A 15,440-nucleotide genomic window follows, 5' to 3' on the forward strand; every position below is an offset into this window, starting at 1 on the left:
GGTTCACGTCCCGACGATCTTTCCAGACGAGGAGACCAAGCATGCAGAAGTTTCTCACATTTGCCGCGACGCTTTCCGTTCTCGTCGCCAGCCCTGCGCTGGCGGCACCTGATTGGACGAAGGTCGATTCCGCGATCGGACGTCCCGGTGCGGCTCAACCTGACGGTGTTCATCGCTACAGCTTTCCCCGCTCGGATTTGCAGGTCACGCTGGACGGTGTTTCGATCAGGCCCGCGCTCGCGCTCGGGTCGTGGACCGCGTTCCAGCCGATGGGCGATCAGGCGATGGTCATGGGCGATCTCGTGCTGACACACGAGGAAGTGACCCCGGTGATGCGCAGGCTGCTCGCAAGCGGCTTCACTATCACGGCGCTGCACAATCATCTTCTGCGCTCCGCCCCGGCAACGATGTACATGCACGTCGGTGCTCACGGCGATCCAGTGAAACTCGCCCAGGCGCTCCACGATGCTCTTACTCTGAGCAACACGCCGCTGTCGGCGCCGCCCGCCGCTCAGCCCGCTTCTGCGCCAGCGCCGCTTGCACTCGATACTGCGGCTCTCGACAGCCTCATGGGCGCCAAGGGCAAGGTCAGCGGCGGCGTTTATCAGTTCAGCTATCCGCGCGCCGAAGCGCTCACGGCGGACGGGATGCCCGCGCCCGCTTCCATGGGGACGGCGACTGCCATCAATTTCCAGCCGACGGGCGAAGGCAAGGCCGCAATCACCGGAGACTTCGTCTTGCTCGCGAGCGAGGTCGATCCGGTGATGAAGGCGCTCGTCGCCAGCGGCATCGAGATCACCGCGCTGCACAATCACATGCTCGACGATCAGCCGCACCTGTTCTTCATGCATTTCTGGGCCAATCAGGACGCCAAGAAACTTGCTCAGGGCCTGCGCACGGCCTTGAACGCGATGAACCTGCAAAAGCCGTGAGCCGCATGCGGGCCGGGATGGCCCTGGCGGTCCTGTTCGCCGCTCCCGCCTGCGGCACGGCGCCCACGACCTATGCGCCGCAAGACGCCGCCGCGCCGCTCCGCCTCGAGCGCAAGATACCTCTGCCGGGCGTCAAAGGGCGGATCGATCATCTGGCGCTGGATCCCGCGCACCGGCTGCTCTTCGTCGCCGAGTATGGCAACGGCTCGGTCGATATCGTCGATCTCGCTGCCGGCAAGGTGGTGGGCCGTATCGCTGGCCTGCACGAGCCGCAGGGCGTCGCCATCGCAGGGAGCGAACTGGTGGTCGCCTGCGGGGACGGATCAGTCCTTTTCTACTCGGCCGTGGACCGGCACCCCGTCGCGCAACTTACACTGGGCGAAGATGCCGACAACGTGCGCATCGACGAGCGCAACGGTCACGTGATCGTCGGCTACGGTTCGGGAGGGCTCGCGGTCATCGACCCGGCGACCCATGCCGTTCTCAGTCGCACGCCCCTGCCGGGACATCCCGAAAGCTTTCAGCTCCTAGGCAGCACGGCGTTGATCAACATACCCGATCGAGGCTCGATCGCGTCTGCCGATATCGATACCGGCAAGGTCGGTGCCACTTGGCCCACCGGCTCCCACGGTTCGAACTATCCCTTGGCGATCGACCCTAGGCGCGGCTGGTTCGCAGTCGCCTACCGAGCGCCTGCCGCGCTGCAGCTTCGCGCAACCAGAGACGGAACGATCCGCGCCACGGCGTCGACCTGCGGCGATGCCGACGATTTGTTCGTTGATCGCGAAAGACTTCTTGTGATCTGCGGGGCCGGCCATGTCGACGTCTTGTCGGCTGCCAACCCGGCCAGCGATCACAAGCGCCTGACGACGGCGCCTGGCGCGAGGACAGGACTGCTAATTCCCGAGCTCGGGACGCTGCTCGTCGCGGTTCCGGCAAGGTCGGAAGAAGCCGCAATCTGGGTTTTGCGCGCCGCCTAAGTGAGGATGAACAAGCTGAACGAATGTTCTCTAATGGGAACGCCAAAAATCGGTGTTTAGTGGCAGGTTGTCGGCGGAAGCTGTTGCAAGGACACGCATGACATTAATGAGTGCGGCTTACCTGATTTTCCCACCGACCCCGCGTTCGCGACCCCAAACCACGGCGCCGCTGCGACGATTGACGCCGATCTTAGCGTAGAGGCGCGCGACATGGTTGCGAACGGTATTGCGCGAGAGGTCCAGCCGTGCGGCAATCGCTGCGTCGTCGAGATCCTCGCAGATGAGCTCAAGTATTTCGCGTTCGCGTGGACTGAGGTCGGCATTCGAGCCCGAGGTGCCCGGCCGTCGAAGCGACGCGAGTTTGTCGACGATCGAGCGGCTCAGCCAGCTCGCATCCTTCATCACCTCGTCGATCGCCTGGACGAGCTCCAGCTCGCTTCGTCGCCGTTCGGTGATGTCCTGGAAGACCCACAGGATGAGCGATGCGCCATGCCTGTCAATCGCTTCGGCAGAAGCAAGGCAGTCGACTGCCTGCCCGTCCTTGGTCAAAAGCCGGGCATCGGCATTACGCATCCGGCCTTGCGCTTCGACCTCGCGATCAGCGGCGGCGCGATCCTCGGAGCGCGCCCAGAGCTGCAGGTCGTCGATGGTTTGGCCGGCCGCCTCGTCCGAAGTGAACTGGGTCAGCTGGGAAAAGGCGGCGTTGACGTTGACGATCTGCCCGTCGCCGCGACCTATCACCGCCATAGGGATCGGTGCCATGTCGAAGATGGCGGCGAGGTTCTTTTCGCTCGCGGCAAGCGCCGCCTCGGCAAGACGGCGCGGCTCGAGGTCAGCGAATGTCAGCAACAGCGCATCCTCGCCGGTCACGTCGACCGGCTGGCCGGCAAAAAGGACCAGGCGGCGCGAACCGTCTGCCACGAGGAGCCGTGCCTCTGTCTGCGGCACGACCTCGCCAGCCTCAATTCTCCGGCGAAACTCCGACGCGTGGTCCACATCCTGAAGCAGATCGATGCCGAACAGGGTCTTGCCGATCAGCTGATCCGCCTCAAAACCGGTCAGGGACAGAAAGCCCGCGTTCGCCTGCGTGAGGCGCAAATCGCTCTGGCGCACAATCACCGCGGGCGCGGGGTTAGCACCGAACATCGCCTTGAACCGTGCCTCGGCGTCGAACCGCTCGGAGATGTCGCAAATGACGAGTGCGAGGAAGTCGGGCTCGTCACCGTCGTCATCCATGGCGACGTCGCGGACCTGGTGCACCCAGCGCGCTTCGCTCTCCCCCGCTGGGGCGACTTCGACAACCAGGTCGGGAAAGGTGTCTCCCGCGAGGAGACGGAAGAGTGGATAGTCGCGTCGCTTAAGCGGGCGGTGATCAGCCGAGAAGACTGTGAATCGCTCAGCATAACCCTCCGCCGTGGCTCCGAGCTCATCGACCGAGGCCACACCGTGCATGCGCAGCGCTGCGGTATTGGCACTGAGGATGGCGCCCGCCGTGTCGATGAGGATTATCCCATCGAGGAGCTGCGCCGTGAGCTGCTCAAGATGCGCGAAGGTCAAGCGACTGGCGTGATGACTGACGGCGGAATCCATTGCCTGGTAAGGCGATACCCGCAGAAAAGTTCCGCGCGCTTGTACTAGTTCCGTTGGTGCCTCAGCACCTATGCAGGCTCGGGCTCGAAAAGCACGAACGGAACGCAACGACCAAGTCCAGGGTTTCTTCGGTTCCAAGAGTGCAGAAAGGTTATGCAATGGGTATCGTTATTCTTCTCGTCGTCGGAGGCCTGATCGGCTGGGTCGCGAGCATGATCATGCGCACCGATGCCCAGCAGGGCGTCCTCCTCAATGTCGTCGTGGGCATTGTCGGCGCGCTTATTGCAGGTTTTGTCGTCACACCGCTCATCGGCGGGGCGCCGATCACCAGCGGCGTGATCAGCATTCCCTCGGTGCTTGTCTCCCTGGTCGGTGCGATCCTGCTGCTCGCCATCGTCAATCTGTTCCGCCGCGGCTCGGTGCGCTGAGCGCTTCGTCGAACTGCATCACTCTCACGTGCCGCAGAAGCAAGCTCGCTCCTGCGGCACAATAATCAAGCTGGACCAGAGCGCGGCGAATCTGTGAGCCGTCGACGTGTTCGAAGATCTGCCCTCCAGCAAGCGCCTCCCTAGCTACCTTTAGGTGGCGCCTGGCATATGCCCCTATTCAATTCTGTTGATCGAATGAGAGGATCATGGACCGTCTTTTCACCAACATCGCCAGCAGATCGGCGCATGCGCTCGGAGAGCCACTCGCCTTCATCCTGTCGATCGTTCTTATCGTCGCCTGGGCGGTCTCCGGTCCTTTCTTTCACTATTCCGACACGTGGCAGCTGATCGTCAACACGGCGACGACCGTGCTGACCTTTCTGGCGGTGTTCCTCATCCAAAACAGTCAGAACCGCGACGGCGCCGCGATCCAGGCAAAGCTAGACGAAATACTCCGCTCGCTCGATGCAGCGCGCAATCAGTTCGTCGGGATCGAACATCTCACCGATGCCCAGATCTGTCAGATCCGCGATGCGCTGGAGGAAGACATTCAGCGGGCGGACCAAGAAGGCGAGTCCGCAGAATCTTCGGTCGAGCGACTTCTCGATCGCCATTGATGTGGATCTCCACAGGATCGGGACCAGATAATTGCTCCTATTCTTAAAATATTTTGAAATATGATTGAGCGGTGTGAACAGGTCACTCATACGCCATTCATCGACGATGACGTAATTATGAGTTTCCGGCATTACCGGTGTAATCGCAACTTTGCGAAAAAATAATAATAATGGAGACCGATATGCCCAATATCAAAAATACTGTCGCCATAGCTTTATCTCTTGTCCTACTGGGCAGTTCGCCGGCGATAGCGCAGGCGAATTGGCAGGGGGCCAATGGCGGGTGGCACGACAACGGCAGCGCAAGATCCAATGGCGGCTGGGATCGGGAAGCATTTTGGCGTGACGCTCCAACTGACCTGCGACAAAGGATCGATTTTGTCCAGCGCCGGATCGACAGCGGCGTCCGCGACGGCACGCTGACTCGCCGAGAGGGGCGAGAACTCAACGGTCGGCTGAATTCCATCCGACGTGAGGCGCGGCGCGGCTACGGAAATGATGGTCGGCGCGATAGCCTGCAGTCGCAGCTCGATGATCTCAGCCGCCAGGTTCGCTGGCAGCGCCGCGACGGCGACAGCCGCTATGGCAACCGGAACAACATCAGCGGCGATCGTTCCGGTTATAACGGCAATGGCATCGGCAACCGCGAGGATCGGTTCGCCACGCAATATGATGCATCGCGATATTACCGCGACGACCCACGCTATACCGAGCGTCCTCTGAGCTACAGCGACGAGGTCTATCGGGGGTCAGATGGTCGGTATTACTGCAAGCGAAACGACGGCACGACCGGCTTGATTGTTGGCGCTATCGGCGGCGGTGTTCTCGGCAACGTCGTTGACGGCGGTCGTAATCGCGTCGGTGGAACGCTGATCGGCGGAGCTCTCGGCGCCTTGCTGGGTAAATCCATAGATCAGAACAGCGGCGCCAACAGCGACGTACGCTGCCGTTGACCCCTGCACGGGAATGATCGGGGCCGGATCCGATAGGGTCCGGCCCTACGCGCGAAGGCTGCGTCTATTTGCGGTCGATCGGTTCGAAACGATGGCCTCAGACGGAAGGAAGCCGATAGATCGGAACACTGCGAATGGAGCCGTTTGGCGGCAGCGAGAAAGCGTTCGCGAAAGTCCGAAACGTCGGCGACTAGTTCCATACGCTGAAAACCCTTTTTTGGGGAATGAAATGGAAATTCTCGCAAAGCTCAAGCTGCGGGCCTCCCAACTCAAACGTAACATTGTGGCCCTTTGGCTCGCTTCTCGCGATCCGCGGGTGCCCCCTGGCCTGCCAAAGCCGTCGCAGCGATAGTCGCTGCTCTTGCTCTATCACCAGTCGATTTAATCCGGGGGTTTCGTTCCGCTGGTTCGTACCTGGATGATCCGGTCATCCTGCCGCTCGGCGTTGCCGTTGCGGTGTGCCTGAGCCCGGGACGTCATGTGCGATCTGCGGGTATTGGCGATGGTCTGAGCCCCGCGATTTCCTCCAGATTTGAGTAGAGTCCGGCCCATCGAAGGAGTCGGACGGAATGAAGCGGAGCAGGTTCAGCGAAGAGCAGATCATTGCGATCTTGAAGGAGCAGGAGGCCGGGGCGCCGACGGCGGACGTGTGCCGGCGTCACGGGGTGAGCAGCGCGACCTTTTACAAGTGGAAGGCCAAGTTTGGCGGCTTGGAGGTGTCGGAGGCGAAGCGCCTGCGGCAGCTTGAGGACGAGAACGCGAAGCTGAAGAAGCTGCTCGCGGAGGCGATGCTGGACAACGCGATGCTCAAGGAGATCACCGCAAAAAAATGGTGACGCCCGCTGTCAGGCGGGAAGCGGTGGCTCACCTCGAGCAGGTGTTTGAGGTGAGCCAGCGGCGGGCGTGTGATGTTCTGGGCGTGGACCGGACGATGGTGCGGTATCGCAGCCGGCGAGGCGATGACGGTGCGATCCGGGAGCGGATGCGCGGCCTGGCGGCGGAGCGTCGGCGGTTCGGCTATCGCCGCCTGCACTGGCTGCTGGGGCGCGAGGGCGTCGTGATCAACCACAAGAAGTTCCGCCGGCTGTACCGCGAGGAACGGCTGCAGGTGCGTCGCCGCGGTGGCCGCAAGCGGGCGCTGGGCACGCGTGCACCGATGACGATCCCGCAAGGTCGCAACCAGCGCTGGTCGCTCGACTTCGTGTCGGACGCGTTCGCCTGTGGCCGGCGGTTCCGTATCTTTGCGGTGGTCGACGACTTCACCCGCGAGTGTGTCCGGCTCATCGCCGACACCTCGATCTCCGGGATGCGCGTGGCGCGCGAACTCGACTGGGCGATTGTCGAGCGGGCACGTCCGGCGATGATCGTCAGCGATAATGGCACCGAACTGACCAGCATGGCGATCCTGCGCTGGTCGAAGGAACGCAACGTCGAGTGGCACTACATCGCGCCGGGCAAGCCGCAGCAGAACGGGTTTATCGAAAGCTTCAACGCCCGGCTTCGGGACGAGTGTTTGAACGAGACGATCTTCACCAGCCTGCCTCAGGCCCGATCGGTGCTCGCCGCCTGGCGACATGATTACAACCATCACCGGCCCCACTCGAGCCTAGACAACATGACCCCGGCCGAGATGGCAGCCAAATCAGTCGGCAAACCGGGTTGGGGGTTAACCCCCAACCCGGTTGTCATCACGCCCAAGCATGGGCATCAATCGGGCCACCGGCTCTACTCTTAGGTGGAGGAACGTCGGGGCTCAGACCAGCAATTACGCAGGTTAGGCATCGCAACGAGAAGGGCTCTATGCGGCCCTGCTGACTTGGAACGTCACAGCGTCGGCAACTGTCTGGTTTATTTGGCGTCACAGATAAATCGGATCAGCTTAGCAAAGAATTCGCCTCGCTTGGCTGATGTGATGCATTCTCGCCTGGCGGCGGTAGCGTAGCTGCTGCTCATATTTAAGCACATGGTCTAATGGAGCACCGCGGAAAAACATCTGCTCCGACGCGGTGAGCGCTACTCCCTCTTGCGCGTACGCAGATACGGTATCTTCCCAGAGCGACGCCAGATCGATCTGCGCGCAATAGCCTCTGTCCATTCCACTCCACTCGTTGACCCCAAGTCGAACTAAGCTGGAGGATCAGAAGTTCCGGCCTGTAAAAAGATTGACGGTTAATTTGAACCTACCATCTGCAATCCAAAGCAAAAACGTTCCCTGGGCTGGCGGCCAGCGTCGCGGGACCAAAAATACTCGGGAGGTGGATCGCACGAGACTTGGGGAAACGGCGATACGCACGCGTTATTGAAACGGAAAATTTCGCCTGATTGCGCGCTGTTGGCACTTCCCTGCGTCCCAAAAAATGCGGCAGAAATGCTAAAGCACATACCGGTTGGACCCAACTCAAAGAGGTACGTCTCCGGCTCGCCGCCATGCGGTGCGAGACGAATTCTGTCATAGCGCAGTCCCACCCCACCGGCGACACGCAGAACATTGGGTTCAGACCGGTGAGTGCGGTCGCTGGAAGCCAAACGGCGAGCTCGGGCGCATTTGGCCTAAGCGGTCGAGACGGGAGGCTTCATCGGTTAAATTCTAACAAAGCGACTGGGCGGGCATCCAAGAATATTGGCACTGTTCCCATCGCGAGGGCGACATCCCGCTCAGTGCCGCGCGAAGTTGGCCGCAAGGTCGTCAGCCATCAGTCAGCATCAAGGCTTGTACGGATGCAGAGTTTTAGCCTGCGCCTCGCGTAGCCGGAGTTGGTCCTCAGAGTGATACGAACGGGCTGAAAGGAGCAGGCCGGAAAGGAGCGTGAACACCGCAGCAGCATGAGCGCAACGTGCATTGTGACGTCCCAATTTCAAAAAACTGCCGCCGACTAAAACCGGTGGCGCCGATCCCACGGCAGCAGCCCGTCCCCCCCCAAGCGAATGGTCGACCGAAAGGTTGCCGATCATCCAGCCAAATGGACCATTTCAGGAAAGGGCGAGGCGGAGCCTCGCCTAAGTCGGAGGCTCATCCGAAATGGATTTATTGCTGCCTATTTTTGTCGCGTTTCGACAAGTCTGGACGGTTAGCTAACGCTAGTGATCCCGGCGCGACCCAATGGCTTCACCTAGCCATAACTGCGAGGCGGCCTTCGGGCCGCCCTTTTTGCGCGGTCAACGCCTGGGTCCTGGTTAGGCGATGGCAAGGTATCCGACATGGCCGATCGCGCCGGCGGAGAGCTCGTTGCTCTTCGCTTCCCACCGGTCTTTTCGCGAATAAGGGCCACTAACTGGCTTCGGATCGAGAGACCAGTCAGATGTTCCATTATGTTGGAATAGCGCTCCCTTGCGAGTTGGGCGCGGATCTCTTGGACGTCTTTGCACGGACCAGCTCGCGCTAGCTCGATTGCGCGTTCAATGGTGCTCTTCTCAGGCAGTCCCTATTCCTTTGTGGTTATTACTGCCGCCGCTGACGCAAAAGCATCAGGGAGAAAACCGCGGCAACGGCGACAGCTGATGGGTAAGCGCGTCACACGGGCTGATGGTTCCGCGTCCCGTGATAAGAAGGCGGCCGGACCCGCCGGCGCGCTGGGAGCGTTCGATCCATCGGCGCCGGATCCAACGGAGAGTGCGACCGAACACGCTAGCCATGTCGTCGAACAGTGACGGATTGCCAGCATCGCGCATTCACTCACCACAGATCGAAAAGCCCCGCTGCCGCTTCCACGCTCCATGCAGCGGGGCTAGGTCGGTCGACTGGCAATCCTGCCCGAGTGACCGCCCTGACTGAGTTGTTAAGCTGCTGAAGACGAGGCCGCTAGCCCGGCGACCTCGTCTCGCGCAGGCTTTTTCCGCACAAAATCGCAGATTCACCAGTCCCAGCGTCGGTAAGGGCCGAGCGTCCTACGCCGCTCATCGCGACGTTTGATCTGAGGCTCGGAATAATACCAGCGAAGGACGCACCCTGCGAAGCCGACCAGGAATATCAGCGCGAGAAGAATGGATGGCAGATGCATATCGACCTCTAACGTTGGCAAGATTGTGCCGCGGCCTCTGCCGATATCTCGACCTCGGCCGGGACGCACATCAAACTCCGGGCTGCCGGTCTGGTTCCAGGTGGCCAATCAATTCGATGATGGTCTTTCGGCCCAGCTAACGGCACCCGGCTCCATTGTTGGAGCGATCGGCGGCGGACCTCCCGAGAACGTCGTCGACGAAATCGCGTCGGTGGCACTTGCCTGCTGAGCGCTGGGCGCATTGCGGATGGGGTCAGAAGAGCGCTGCCAATATCGCGGGAACACCGATGCACGCCATCCTATGACAGATAGCCGGTTTAGCCGCACCGGCGCGCTCCTCGCGGCCGGTCGCCGGCAAAAGGGGGCGCAATTTCAAATTGCAAAGTCGGCCTTGGGTTCAAACCAGCGCAGCGATCAGGTTGCGTCCTGACCGACGGGACCGGAAACGAAAGCTCGCCCCCGGTCCCGCCTCTCGGTCAGCGACGCTGAGCCGAAGCGGTAACATCGCTGGTTTGCATAGCGCTGACCAGGACATTGCCTGAACCTTCGAAGTTCGCTGCGGGCAACGTCACCGGACCACGTGCGGTGTTCACCACGAGCGTGCGCACGGCGCCGGCACGATCGGTTGCGACCGATCGGACGCGGCCGACGGTCTGGCCGGCGCGATCACGCACCATCATGCCGCGCGAAACCGCGAAATGCCCTGCCCTGGAAGCAGCCGCGCTCCCCCGAGCCGCGAGCATCGAAGCATGACCCGTCGCGCTCTGAGCAGCGCCGGTCGTCGTCTGTCGGACATTGCCCACGCTATCCCGAACGGCGTCTGTTCCGACAAGCTGGGCGTTCGCGCTACCCCCGACGTTCTGGCTTACCGATCCGGCGCCATGCCCGGTCGTGTTCGCGACCGTGCTAGTGGCCGAAGTCGAGTTGTTGCCGGTCGCCGATCCGGTTGCGCTCGCCGAGCCCCGGCGGTGATCGACCGAGGCACTTCCGCGCGTTGCCGCGTCGGTCGAGCTGCTGACCGATCCCGTCGTACGGCCGATGTCCGTTCCAAGCGTGCCGCCAACGGTACTTCCTGCACCGCCGACCACGCCGCCAGCGCCGCCGAGGATTTGCGCCGATGCCGGAACCGCGAGGGCCAGTGTAGCCGCGCTCGCGAGGATAATGGTCTTCATGGTGTTCTCCCATATTCTTCAGTGGCTGGTTGCCCTTGCGTGGGGAGAACGAGCGAGAAGAGGAAAAGCATCCATTTTAAATGAGAAAATTTTCAAAGGCCGAGCACCGGCAACGCCGTCTGCCGAGCCTCCCCGCAACCGCTCCGGGCTGGTCCCGCTTTAAGCGCCAGGCAGCTCATCCCCTTGCAGAGCTCCACGGAGTATCGTTATGATCCACGAAACTCATAACTAACAATCGGGTAAGCTCGAATGAGGGGATCGCATGATATTCGTCGCCGTCCGGCACTTTAGCGACACCGTAGCCGCTCAGGCTGATGTGCAGTCCGCCGCTAATTCCATCTGGAAAGGTCTGATCGAGGCGGAAGCTGAAGCAGGAAATGTCGGGACGGGAAGGATGTTACGCTGGCTTTCAGAGAAAACCCGGGGAAACTTCCGCGCATGGGTCGAAATCGTACGCAGGGAACCAACCCTGGATGCTCGCCAGCGCATATCGGGCAGTGCCGGATACAGGTTTAGCAATCTCGAGGATGCGAGCAGATTCGCTGAGGCATTTGGGATGCCTGATTTAGCCTAGCAGACTCCAGTTCTCTCTCTCACTGCTTTGCGTTGGCGTTGAACACTGAGCTTCGACGGTCAGTCGATTGACCCCGGAGCCGCTGCCGGCGATGTCGGCTGAACAGGCTACTGGTCGAGGAATTCCCGTTGGTCGATTGAGAGACCGCTGTGTCGGCGTCGGCAGCCCAGGATTTCGATCGCCTAGCTTGCGGGGGGCTACTGGCGAGTACGGTCGCTTCTATCGCCCAGCTCGCAGATCCGTTGCTGTATCGACCTCCACGTCCGGGCGCCCTCAAAAGCACCTTCGGCATCGAGTGCATCAGCGCGGCTGAACGCGAATTGCGATGCATTTTCCCCGTGCTGGCGCTCGACCTCTAACGCGCACGCCCACAGCTGCTGGTCCTCGGTCATAGGCAAGTCACCAGTGGTTCACCCCAAGCAGGTGCACGATACTAATCACGCTGAACCTGATCGCAACTGTCCGGGTTGTTAATTGGTTTTCACTCCGCGGCGAAAACGAAGACTGCACTTAACCTGCGAGCCCCGCGACCGTTCTTCCCCGACAGCAGGCACTGATCCCGAGGCTCGACCCCTGCATATTTCGGGAGATGGGATGCCGCAAAATCAGAACTCTCGGCCGACAGCCGTAATAGGACCGCTAGGGGAGTGGCTAACCCTTGAGACGCTGCCGCCCTCCAACACAAGCCGTTGGGTGGCCAGGCGCAAGGCGGAAGTAGTCGCGGCCGTGCACGGTGGTCTGCTGTCGATTGACGAGGCTTGCGATCGCTACAAATTGGAACTCGAGGAACTGACGGGCTGGCAGCGCGCGGTCGAACGCGCGGGTATGCCGGCACTCATGGTGACGCAGTCCAGGCGGTACCGCGATCTATGGGAGCGGCAGCAGCGCTTCTAGCTGCGGCTCGGAATCGCACGCATCCAGATGAATGGGCGGAGGCTATAATCCGCCTTTCAAGACGGTTTGTACGGCGGCGCTGTCGGCGACCCTCCCGACGATTCCTTCTCAGGTTGCACCTGCTGGGCGCCGCCGTGCGCCATAGCAACAGCAGGCTCAAGGGGCTCGAAAATTGCCGATTGGGCGGGACCTCATCGATCCCGCCTCACGAAATTCAGGCTGCGCGGCTGCGGCTTTCTTCCGCCGTCCAAGCTGCGATCTGATCCTTCACCGCAAGCTTGAGCTTCTTCAACCGAGCAACCAAGAATGGGGCGGGATAAGGCCGACGTTCCTCGGCCTGAATTTCCGCTTCCAAGCGCGCGTGTTCGCGCTCCAGATAGTTCAAATAGTGGTCGGACATCGTCGTCTCCCTATCGAAAGTTGATGATGTACGCATTGTGATCCCGCTCTGCCCGATGGCTTCAGGGGCTCGCGCGGCACCGCGTGGAAGGGGAAGGCTCGGCAATACCGAGCCCTCCATTTCACTCAGAAGTCCATCGCCGGAACGGCACCAGACGAGGCATTCTCGTCCTTGGGCGCTTCGGCCACGAGCGCCTCGGTGGTGATCAGGAGCGAGGCCACCGATGCGGCGTCCTGCAGCGCGGTGCGCACGACCTTGGCCGGATCGATCACGCCGGCCTGGACGAGGTCCTGGTATTCGCCGGTCGCGGCATTGAAGCCCCAGGTGTAGTCCTCGCTCTCGAGCAGCTTGCCGACGATGAACGCGCCGTCCTCGCCGGCATTGTCGGCAATCTGCCGTGCCGGTGCGCGAAGGGCGCGGCGCACGATGTCGATGCCGGACTGCTGGTCGTCGTTCGCAGCCTTCAGACCATCGAGCGCCTTGAGCGCGCGAAGCAGCGGAATGCCGCCGCCCGGAAGGACGCCTTCCTCGACCGCGGCCCGGGTGGCATGGAGCGCGTCGTCGACACGGTCCTTCTTCTCCTTGACCTCGACCTCGGTCGCGCCGCCGACCCGGATGACCGCGACCCCGCCCGCGAGCTTGGCCACGCGTTCCTGCAGCTTCTCGCGGTCGTAGTCGCTCGTCGTGGTCTCGATCTGCGCGCGGATCTGGGAAACGCGAGCATCAATGTCGGAGCGAGCGCCGGCGCCATCGACGACGGTCGTGTTGTCCTTGTCGATGATGACCTTCTTCGCTCTGCCGAGCATGCCGAGCGTGACGCTTTCGAGCTTGGTACCCAGCTCCTCGCTGACGACATTGCCGGCCGTAAGGACAGCGATGTCCTCCAGCATCGCCTTGCGGCGATCGCCAAAGCCCGGCGCCTTGACCGCGGCGACCTTGAGGCCTCCGCGCAGCCTGTTGACCACCAGCGTTGCCAGGGCCTCGCCTTCGACGTCCTCGGCGATGATGAGCAGCGGACGGCCCGACTGCACCACCTGCTCGAGCAGCGGGATGAGCGCCTGGAGGTTCGAAAGCTTCTTCTCGTGGATGAGAATGTAGGGGTCCTCGAGCTCGACCTTGAGCTTCTCGGCGTTGGTCACGAAGTAGGGTGAGAGATAGCCGCGGTCGAACTGCATGCCCTCGACGGTCTCGAGTTCGGTCGCGAGGCTCTTCGCCTCCTCGACCGTGATGACGCCCTCGTTGCCGACCTTCTCCATCGCCTCGGCGAGAATGCGGCCGACTTCCTCGTCCCCGTTCGCCGAGATGGTCGCGACTTGCGCTATCTCGCTGTTGGCGCTGACCTTCCGGGCATGGGCCTCGAGATCCTTGACCACCGCGCTGACCGCGATGTCGATGCCCCGCTTCAGGTCCATGGGGTTCATGCCCGCAGAGACTGCCTTCGAGCCTTCACGCACGATGGCCTGGGCAAGCACGGTTGCCGTCGTCGTACCGTCGCCGGCCTTGTCGTTCTGCTTCGATGCCACTTCGCGCAGCATCTGGGCGCCCATGTTCTCGAACTTGTCCTTGAGCTCGATTTCCTTGGCGACAGTGACGCCGTCCTTGGTGATGCGCGGCGCGCCGAACGACTTCTCGATGACCACGTTGCGGCCCTTGGGGCCCAGGGTCACCTTCACTGCATTTGCAAGCGTATCCACGCCGCGCAGCATGCGATCACGCGCGTCAGACGCAAACTTCACTTCCTTGGCAGCCATAATACCTCAACTCCTTTCCAGATTTCCTTCCAATGTTTGAGGACAAGCGGGGGGCCTCAGGCCGCCTGCTTGAGCTGGGCCTGGGTCTCGACCACGCCGAGGATGTCGCTCTCCTTCATGATGAGCAGATCCTCGCCGGCGATCTTGACTTCGGTCCCCGACCATTTGCCGAACAGAACGCGGTCGCCGGCCTTGACCGAGAGCTCGACCAGCCGGCCGGCATCGTCTCGCGCGCCCGGGCCGACGGCGACGACTTCGCCTTCCTGCGGCTTTTCCTTGGCGGTGTCGGGAATGATGATGCCGCCCGAGGTCTTCTCCTCGGCTTCGATACGGCGGACGACCACACGGTCGTGCAAGGGGCGGAAATGCATGCATAACCTCCAGATGCAAAACGTTGATGTCATGAACCTCCTCCCTTGCGGGCAGGAGGCGGCGCAGAAATATGAAACTCGCTTTTCCCGATCAAGAGGGTGCGAAAAATTTTTTGGCAGTCGTGCGCCAAGAGTGCCAGAAGTGCATGTTCTCAGCAGCTTGCGCTCTCGGTGGGTCTTGACTTGCCGGCGAGCAGATCCAAAATTCTAGAAAGGCGGGGCCTTAATGCCGCCGCCGAGAAGGAGCGACCATCTGAAAGGAGGATAGCATGTCGCAGACCGTCTCCCGCTTCGTTCATCCCTTCGACGTCGTCCACCACCCTACGCTGGAGCCCGAGGTGAAACGCGCAATCCTCGCCTCCTGGGCTTCGGACCGCGTCGCCGTTCCGGACCACCCAGCCCTTCGCCAGCCAGCTGGACTGGATGAGCCGATACCCATCGATGATGTACTGGCCGCGCTTCACGCTCTGGATAGCAATTCGCAGCCTCCGAGCCTGCAGTGATGGCCGGTTCCGATCTGCTGAAGCAGCTTCAGGGCAGCGCGCTGACGACGGCAGAAATCCACTATTTCCTGCCAGACTATCCGAGCCTGCTGCAGCTTTTCATCTGGCAGGACTATGACGAAGCGCCGGACTTTCCGGCGCTTCACCTCTTCCTCGGCCATTGGCACAGAGAAATCGATGGGATTTTGCATTCGGTCAGGGTCGCCCATCGCCGCGATGTCGGGCCGCCTCGCTGGCGGAACCTCGACGCGATCAGGCCAATCTAATCTTGAAATTC

16 protein-coding genes are annotated in these 15,440 nt (G+C 61.6%); 10 read left to right on the plus strand and 6 right to left on the minus strand.

Annotated elements, in window-relative coordinates; genetic code table 11:
• Positions 1–41 precede the first annotated feature (41 nt).
• On the plus strand, positions 42–932 hold the full coding sequence (locus KRR38_RS22390; RefSeq protein ID WP_217405704.1) for a DUF1259 domain-containing protein: 891 nt from the start codon (positions 42–44) through the stop codon (positions 930–932).
• Positions 929–1,912 (plus strand): YncE family protein, encoded by a 984-nt coding sequence (locus KRR38_RS22395; protein WP_217405706.1) that lies wholly within the window; start codon positions 929–931, stop codon positions 1,910–1,912. Before KRR38_RS22390 ends, KRR38_RS22395 begins: the two co-directional genes overlap by 4 nt.
• A gap of 117 nt (positions 1,913–2,029) precedes the next feature.
• On the opposite strand, the gene KRR38_RS22400 is transcribed toward KRR38_RS22395, so the two are convergent.
• A complete protein-coding gene (locus KRR38_RS22400; protein ID WP_217405708.1) occupies positions 2,030–3,469 on the minus strand; it encodes a PAS domain S-box protein in 1,440 nt (479 codons plus the stop codon).
• 191 nt (positions 3,470–3,660) lie between these two features.
• Between KRR38_RS22400 and KRR38_RS22405 the strand changes: the two genes are divergently transcribed.
• The 4 genes from KRR38_RS22405 (at position 3,661) to KRR38_RS22420 (ending at position 7,235) form a co-directional block, all read left to right on the plus strand.
• The gene (locus tag KRR38_RS22405) at positions 3,661–3,930 is read left to right on the plus strand and encodes a GlsB/YeaQ/YmgE family stress response membrane protein (RefSeq protein WP_217405710.1); all 270 of its coding nucleotides are present in this window, start codon (positions 3,661–3,663) and stop codon (positions 3,928–3,930) included.
• Positions 3,931–4,136: 206 nt separating this feature from the next.
• Positions 4,137–4,547: a low affinity iron permease family protein gene (locus KRR38_RS22410; RefSeq protein WP_217405712.1), complete on the plus strand. Its 411-nt coding sequence runs from the start codon at positions 4,137–4,139 to the stop codon at positions 4,545–4,547.
• A gap of 182 nt (positions 4,548–4,729) precedes the next feature.
• Complete coding sequence (locus KRR38_RS37850) at positions 4,730–5,500, plus strand: glycine zipper 2TM domain-containing protein (RefSeq protein ID WP_217405713.1); 771 nt, start codon at positions 4,730–4,732, stop codon at positions 5,498–5,500.
• Between the two features lie 569 nt (positions 5,501–6,069).
• Positions 6,070–7,235, plus strand: a protein-coding gene (locus KRR38_RS22420; RefSeq protein WP_375293412.1) for an IS3 family transposase whose coding sequence is annotated in 2 segments (ribosomal slippage) — positions 6,070–6,322 and positions 6,322–7,235 — 1,167 coding nt in all. Because the reading frame shifts where the segments join, the coding sequence is not laid out codon by codon here.
• 2,739 nt (positions 7,236–9,974) lie between these two features.
• Here the strand turns inward: KRR38_RS22420 and KRR38_RS22425 are convergent.
• Positions 9,975–10,670 carry a hypothetical protein gene (locus KRR38_RS22425; RefSeq protein WP_217405714.1) on the minus strand — a complete coding sequence of 232 codons (696 nt, stop codon included), beginning with the start codon at positions 10,668–10,670 and terminating at the stop codon, positions 9,975–9,977.
• 262 nt (positions 10,671–10,932) lie between these two features.
• On the opposite strand from KRR38_RS22425, the gene KRR38_RS22430 reads away from it, so the two are divergent.
• Entirely contained in the window at positions 10,933–11,244 is a 312-nt protein-coding gene (locus KRR38_RS22430; RefSeq protein WP_217405715.1) for a hypothetical protein, read from the plus strand.
• A gap of 197 nt (positions 11,245–11,441) precedes the next feature.
• Here KRR38_RS22430 and KRR38_RS37855 read toward each other — a convergent pair whose 3' ends face one another.
• Complete coding sequence (locus tag KRR38_RS37855) at positions 11,442–11,636, minus strand: hypothetical protein (protein ID WP_375293432.1); 195 nt, start codon at positions 11,634–11,636, stop codon at positions 11,442–11,444.
• Between the two features lie 202 nt (positions 11,637–11,838).
• On the opposite strand from KRR38_RS37855, the gene KRR38_RS22435 reads away from it, so the two are divergent.
• Positions 11,839–12,138, plus strand: a complete 300-nt coding sequence (locus KRR38_RS22435) for a DUF1153 domain-containing protein (protein WP_217405716.1) — start codon at positions 11,839–11,841, stop codon at positions 12,136–12,138.
• A 214-nt stretch (positions 12,139–12,352) separates the two neighbouring features.
• Here KRR38_RS22435 and KRR38_RS22440 read toward each other — a convergent pair whose 3' ends face one another.
• The 3 genes from KRR38_RS22440 to groES form a co-directional block, all read right to left on the minus strand.
• Positions 12,353–12,538 (minus strand): YdcH family protein, encoded by a 186-nt coding sequence (locus tag KRR38_RS22440; protein ID WP_217405717.1) that lies wholly within the window; start codon positions 12,536–12,538, stop codon positions 12,353–12,355.
• Positions 12,539–12,663: 125 nt separating this feature from the next.
• On the minus strand, positions 12,664–14,289 hold the full coding sequence (gene groL / locus KRR38_RS22445) for a chaperonin GroEL (RefSeq protein WP_217405718.1): 1,626 nt from the start codon (positions 14,287–14,289) through the stop codon (positions 12,664–12,666).
• Between the two features lie 56 nt (positions 14,290–14,345).
• Positions 14,346–14,660 (minus strand): co-chaperone GroES, encoded by a 315-nt coding sequence (gene groES / locus KRR38_RS22450; protein ID WP_217405719.1) that lies wholly within the window; start codon positions 14,658–14,660, stop codon positions 14,346–14,348.
• A gap of 269 nt (positions 14,661–14,929) precedes the next feature.
• Here groES and KRR38_RS22455 point away from each other — a divergent pair, with 269 nt between their 5' ends.
• Positions 14,930–15,163, plus strand: a complete 234-nt coding sequence (locus KRR38_RS22455; protein ID WP_217405720.1) for a hypothetical protein — start codon at positions 14,930–14,932, stop codon at positions 15,161–15,163.
• Positions 15,163–15,429 (plus strand): usg protein, encoded by a 267-nt coding sequence (locus KRR38_RS22460; RefSeq protein WP_217405721.1) that lies wholly within the window; start codon positions 15,163–15,165, stop codon positions 15,427–15,429. The genes KRR38_RS22455 and KRR38_RS22460 overlap by 1 nt, the downstream gene beginning before the upstream one ends.
• Positions 15,430–15,440: the final 11 nt, after the last annotated feature.

This window comes from Novosphingobium sp. G106, assembly GCF_019075875.1.
Classification (GTDB): domain Bacteria; phylum Pseudomonadota; class Alphaproteobacteria; order Sphingomonadales; family Sphingomonadaceae; genus Novosphingobium.

What these genes read in the sequence shown, in the direction of transcription:
- KRR38_RS22390 (WP_217405704.1), top strand. Translation starts at nt 42, where the DNA reads ATGCAGAAGTTTCTCACATTTGCCGCGACGCTTTCCGTTCTCGTCGCC.
- KRR38_RS22405 (WP_217405710.1), top strand. Translation starts at nt 3,661, where the DNA reads ATGGGTATCGTTATTCTTCTCGTCGTCGGAGGCCTGATCGGCTGGGTC.
- KRR38_RS22410 (WP_217405712.1), top strand. Translation starts at nt 4,137, where the DNA reads ATGGACCGTCTTTTCACCAACATCGCCAGCAGATCGGCGCATGCGCTC.
- KRR38_RS37850 (WP_217405713.1), top strand. Translation starts at nt 4,730, where the DNA reads ATGCCCAATATCAAAAATACTGTCGCCATAGCTTTATCTCTTGTCCTA.
- KRR38_RS22425 (WP_217405714.1), bottom strand. Translation starts at nt 10,670, where the DNA reads ATGAAGACCATTATCCTCGCGAGCGCGGCTACACTGGCCCTCGCGGTT.
- KRR38_RS22430 (WP_217405715.1), top strand. Translation starts at nt 10,933, where the DNA reads ATGATATTCGTCGCCGTCCGGCACTTTAGCGACACCGTAGCCGCTCAG.
- KRR38_RS37855 (WP_375293432.1), bottom strand. Translation starts at nt 11,636, where the DNA reads ATGACCGAGGACCAGCAGCTGTGGGCGTGCGCGTTAGAGGTCGAGCGC.
- KRR38_RS22435 (WP_217405716.1), top strand. Translation starts at nt 11,839, where the DNA reads ATGCCGCAAAATCAGAACTCTCGGCCGACAGCCGTAATAGGACCGCTA.
- KRR38_RS22440 (WP_217405717.1), bottom strand. Translation starts at nt 12,538, where the DNA reads ATGTCCGACCACTATTTGAACTATCTGGAGCGCGAACACGCGCGCTTG.
- groL (WP_217405718.1), bottom strand. Translation starts at nt 14,289, where the DNA reads ATGGCTGCCAAGGAAGTGAAGTTTGCGTCTGACGCGCGTGATCGCATG.
- groES (WP_217405719.1), bottom strand. Translation starts at nt 14,660, where the DNA reads ATGCATTTCCGCCCCTTGCACGACCGTGTGGTCGTCCGCCGTATCGAA.
- KRR38_RS22455 (WP_217405720.1), top strand. Translation starts at nt 14,930, where the DNA reads ATGTCGCAGACCGTCTCCCGCTTCGTTCATCCCTTCGACGTCGTCCAC.
- KRR38_RS22460 (WP_217405721.1), top strand. Translation starts at nt 15,163, where the DNA reads ATGGCCGGTTCCGATCTGCTGAAGCAGCTTCAGGGCAGCGCGCTGACG.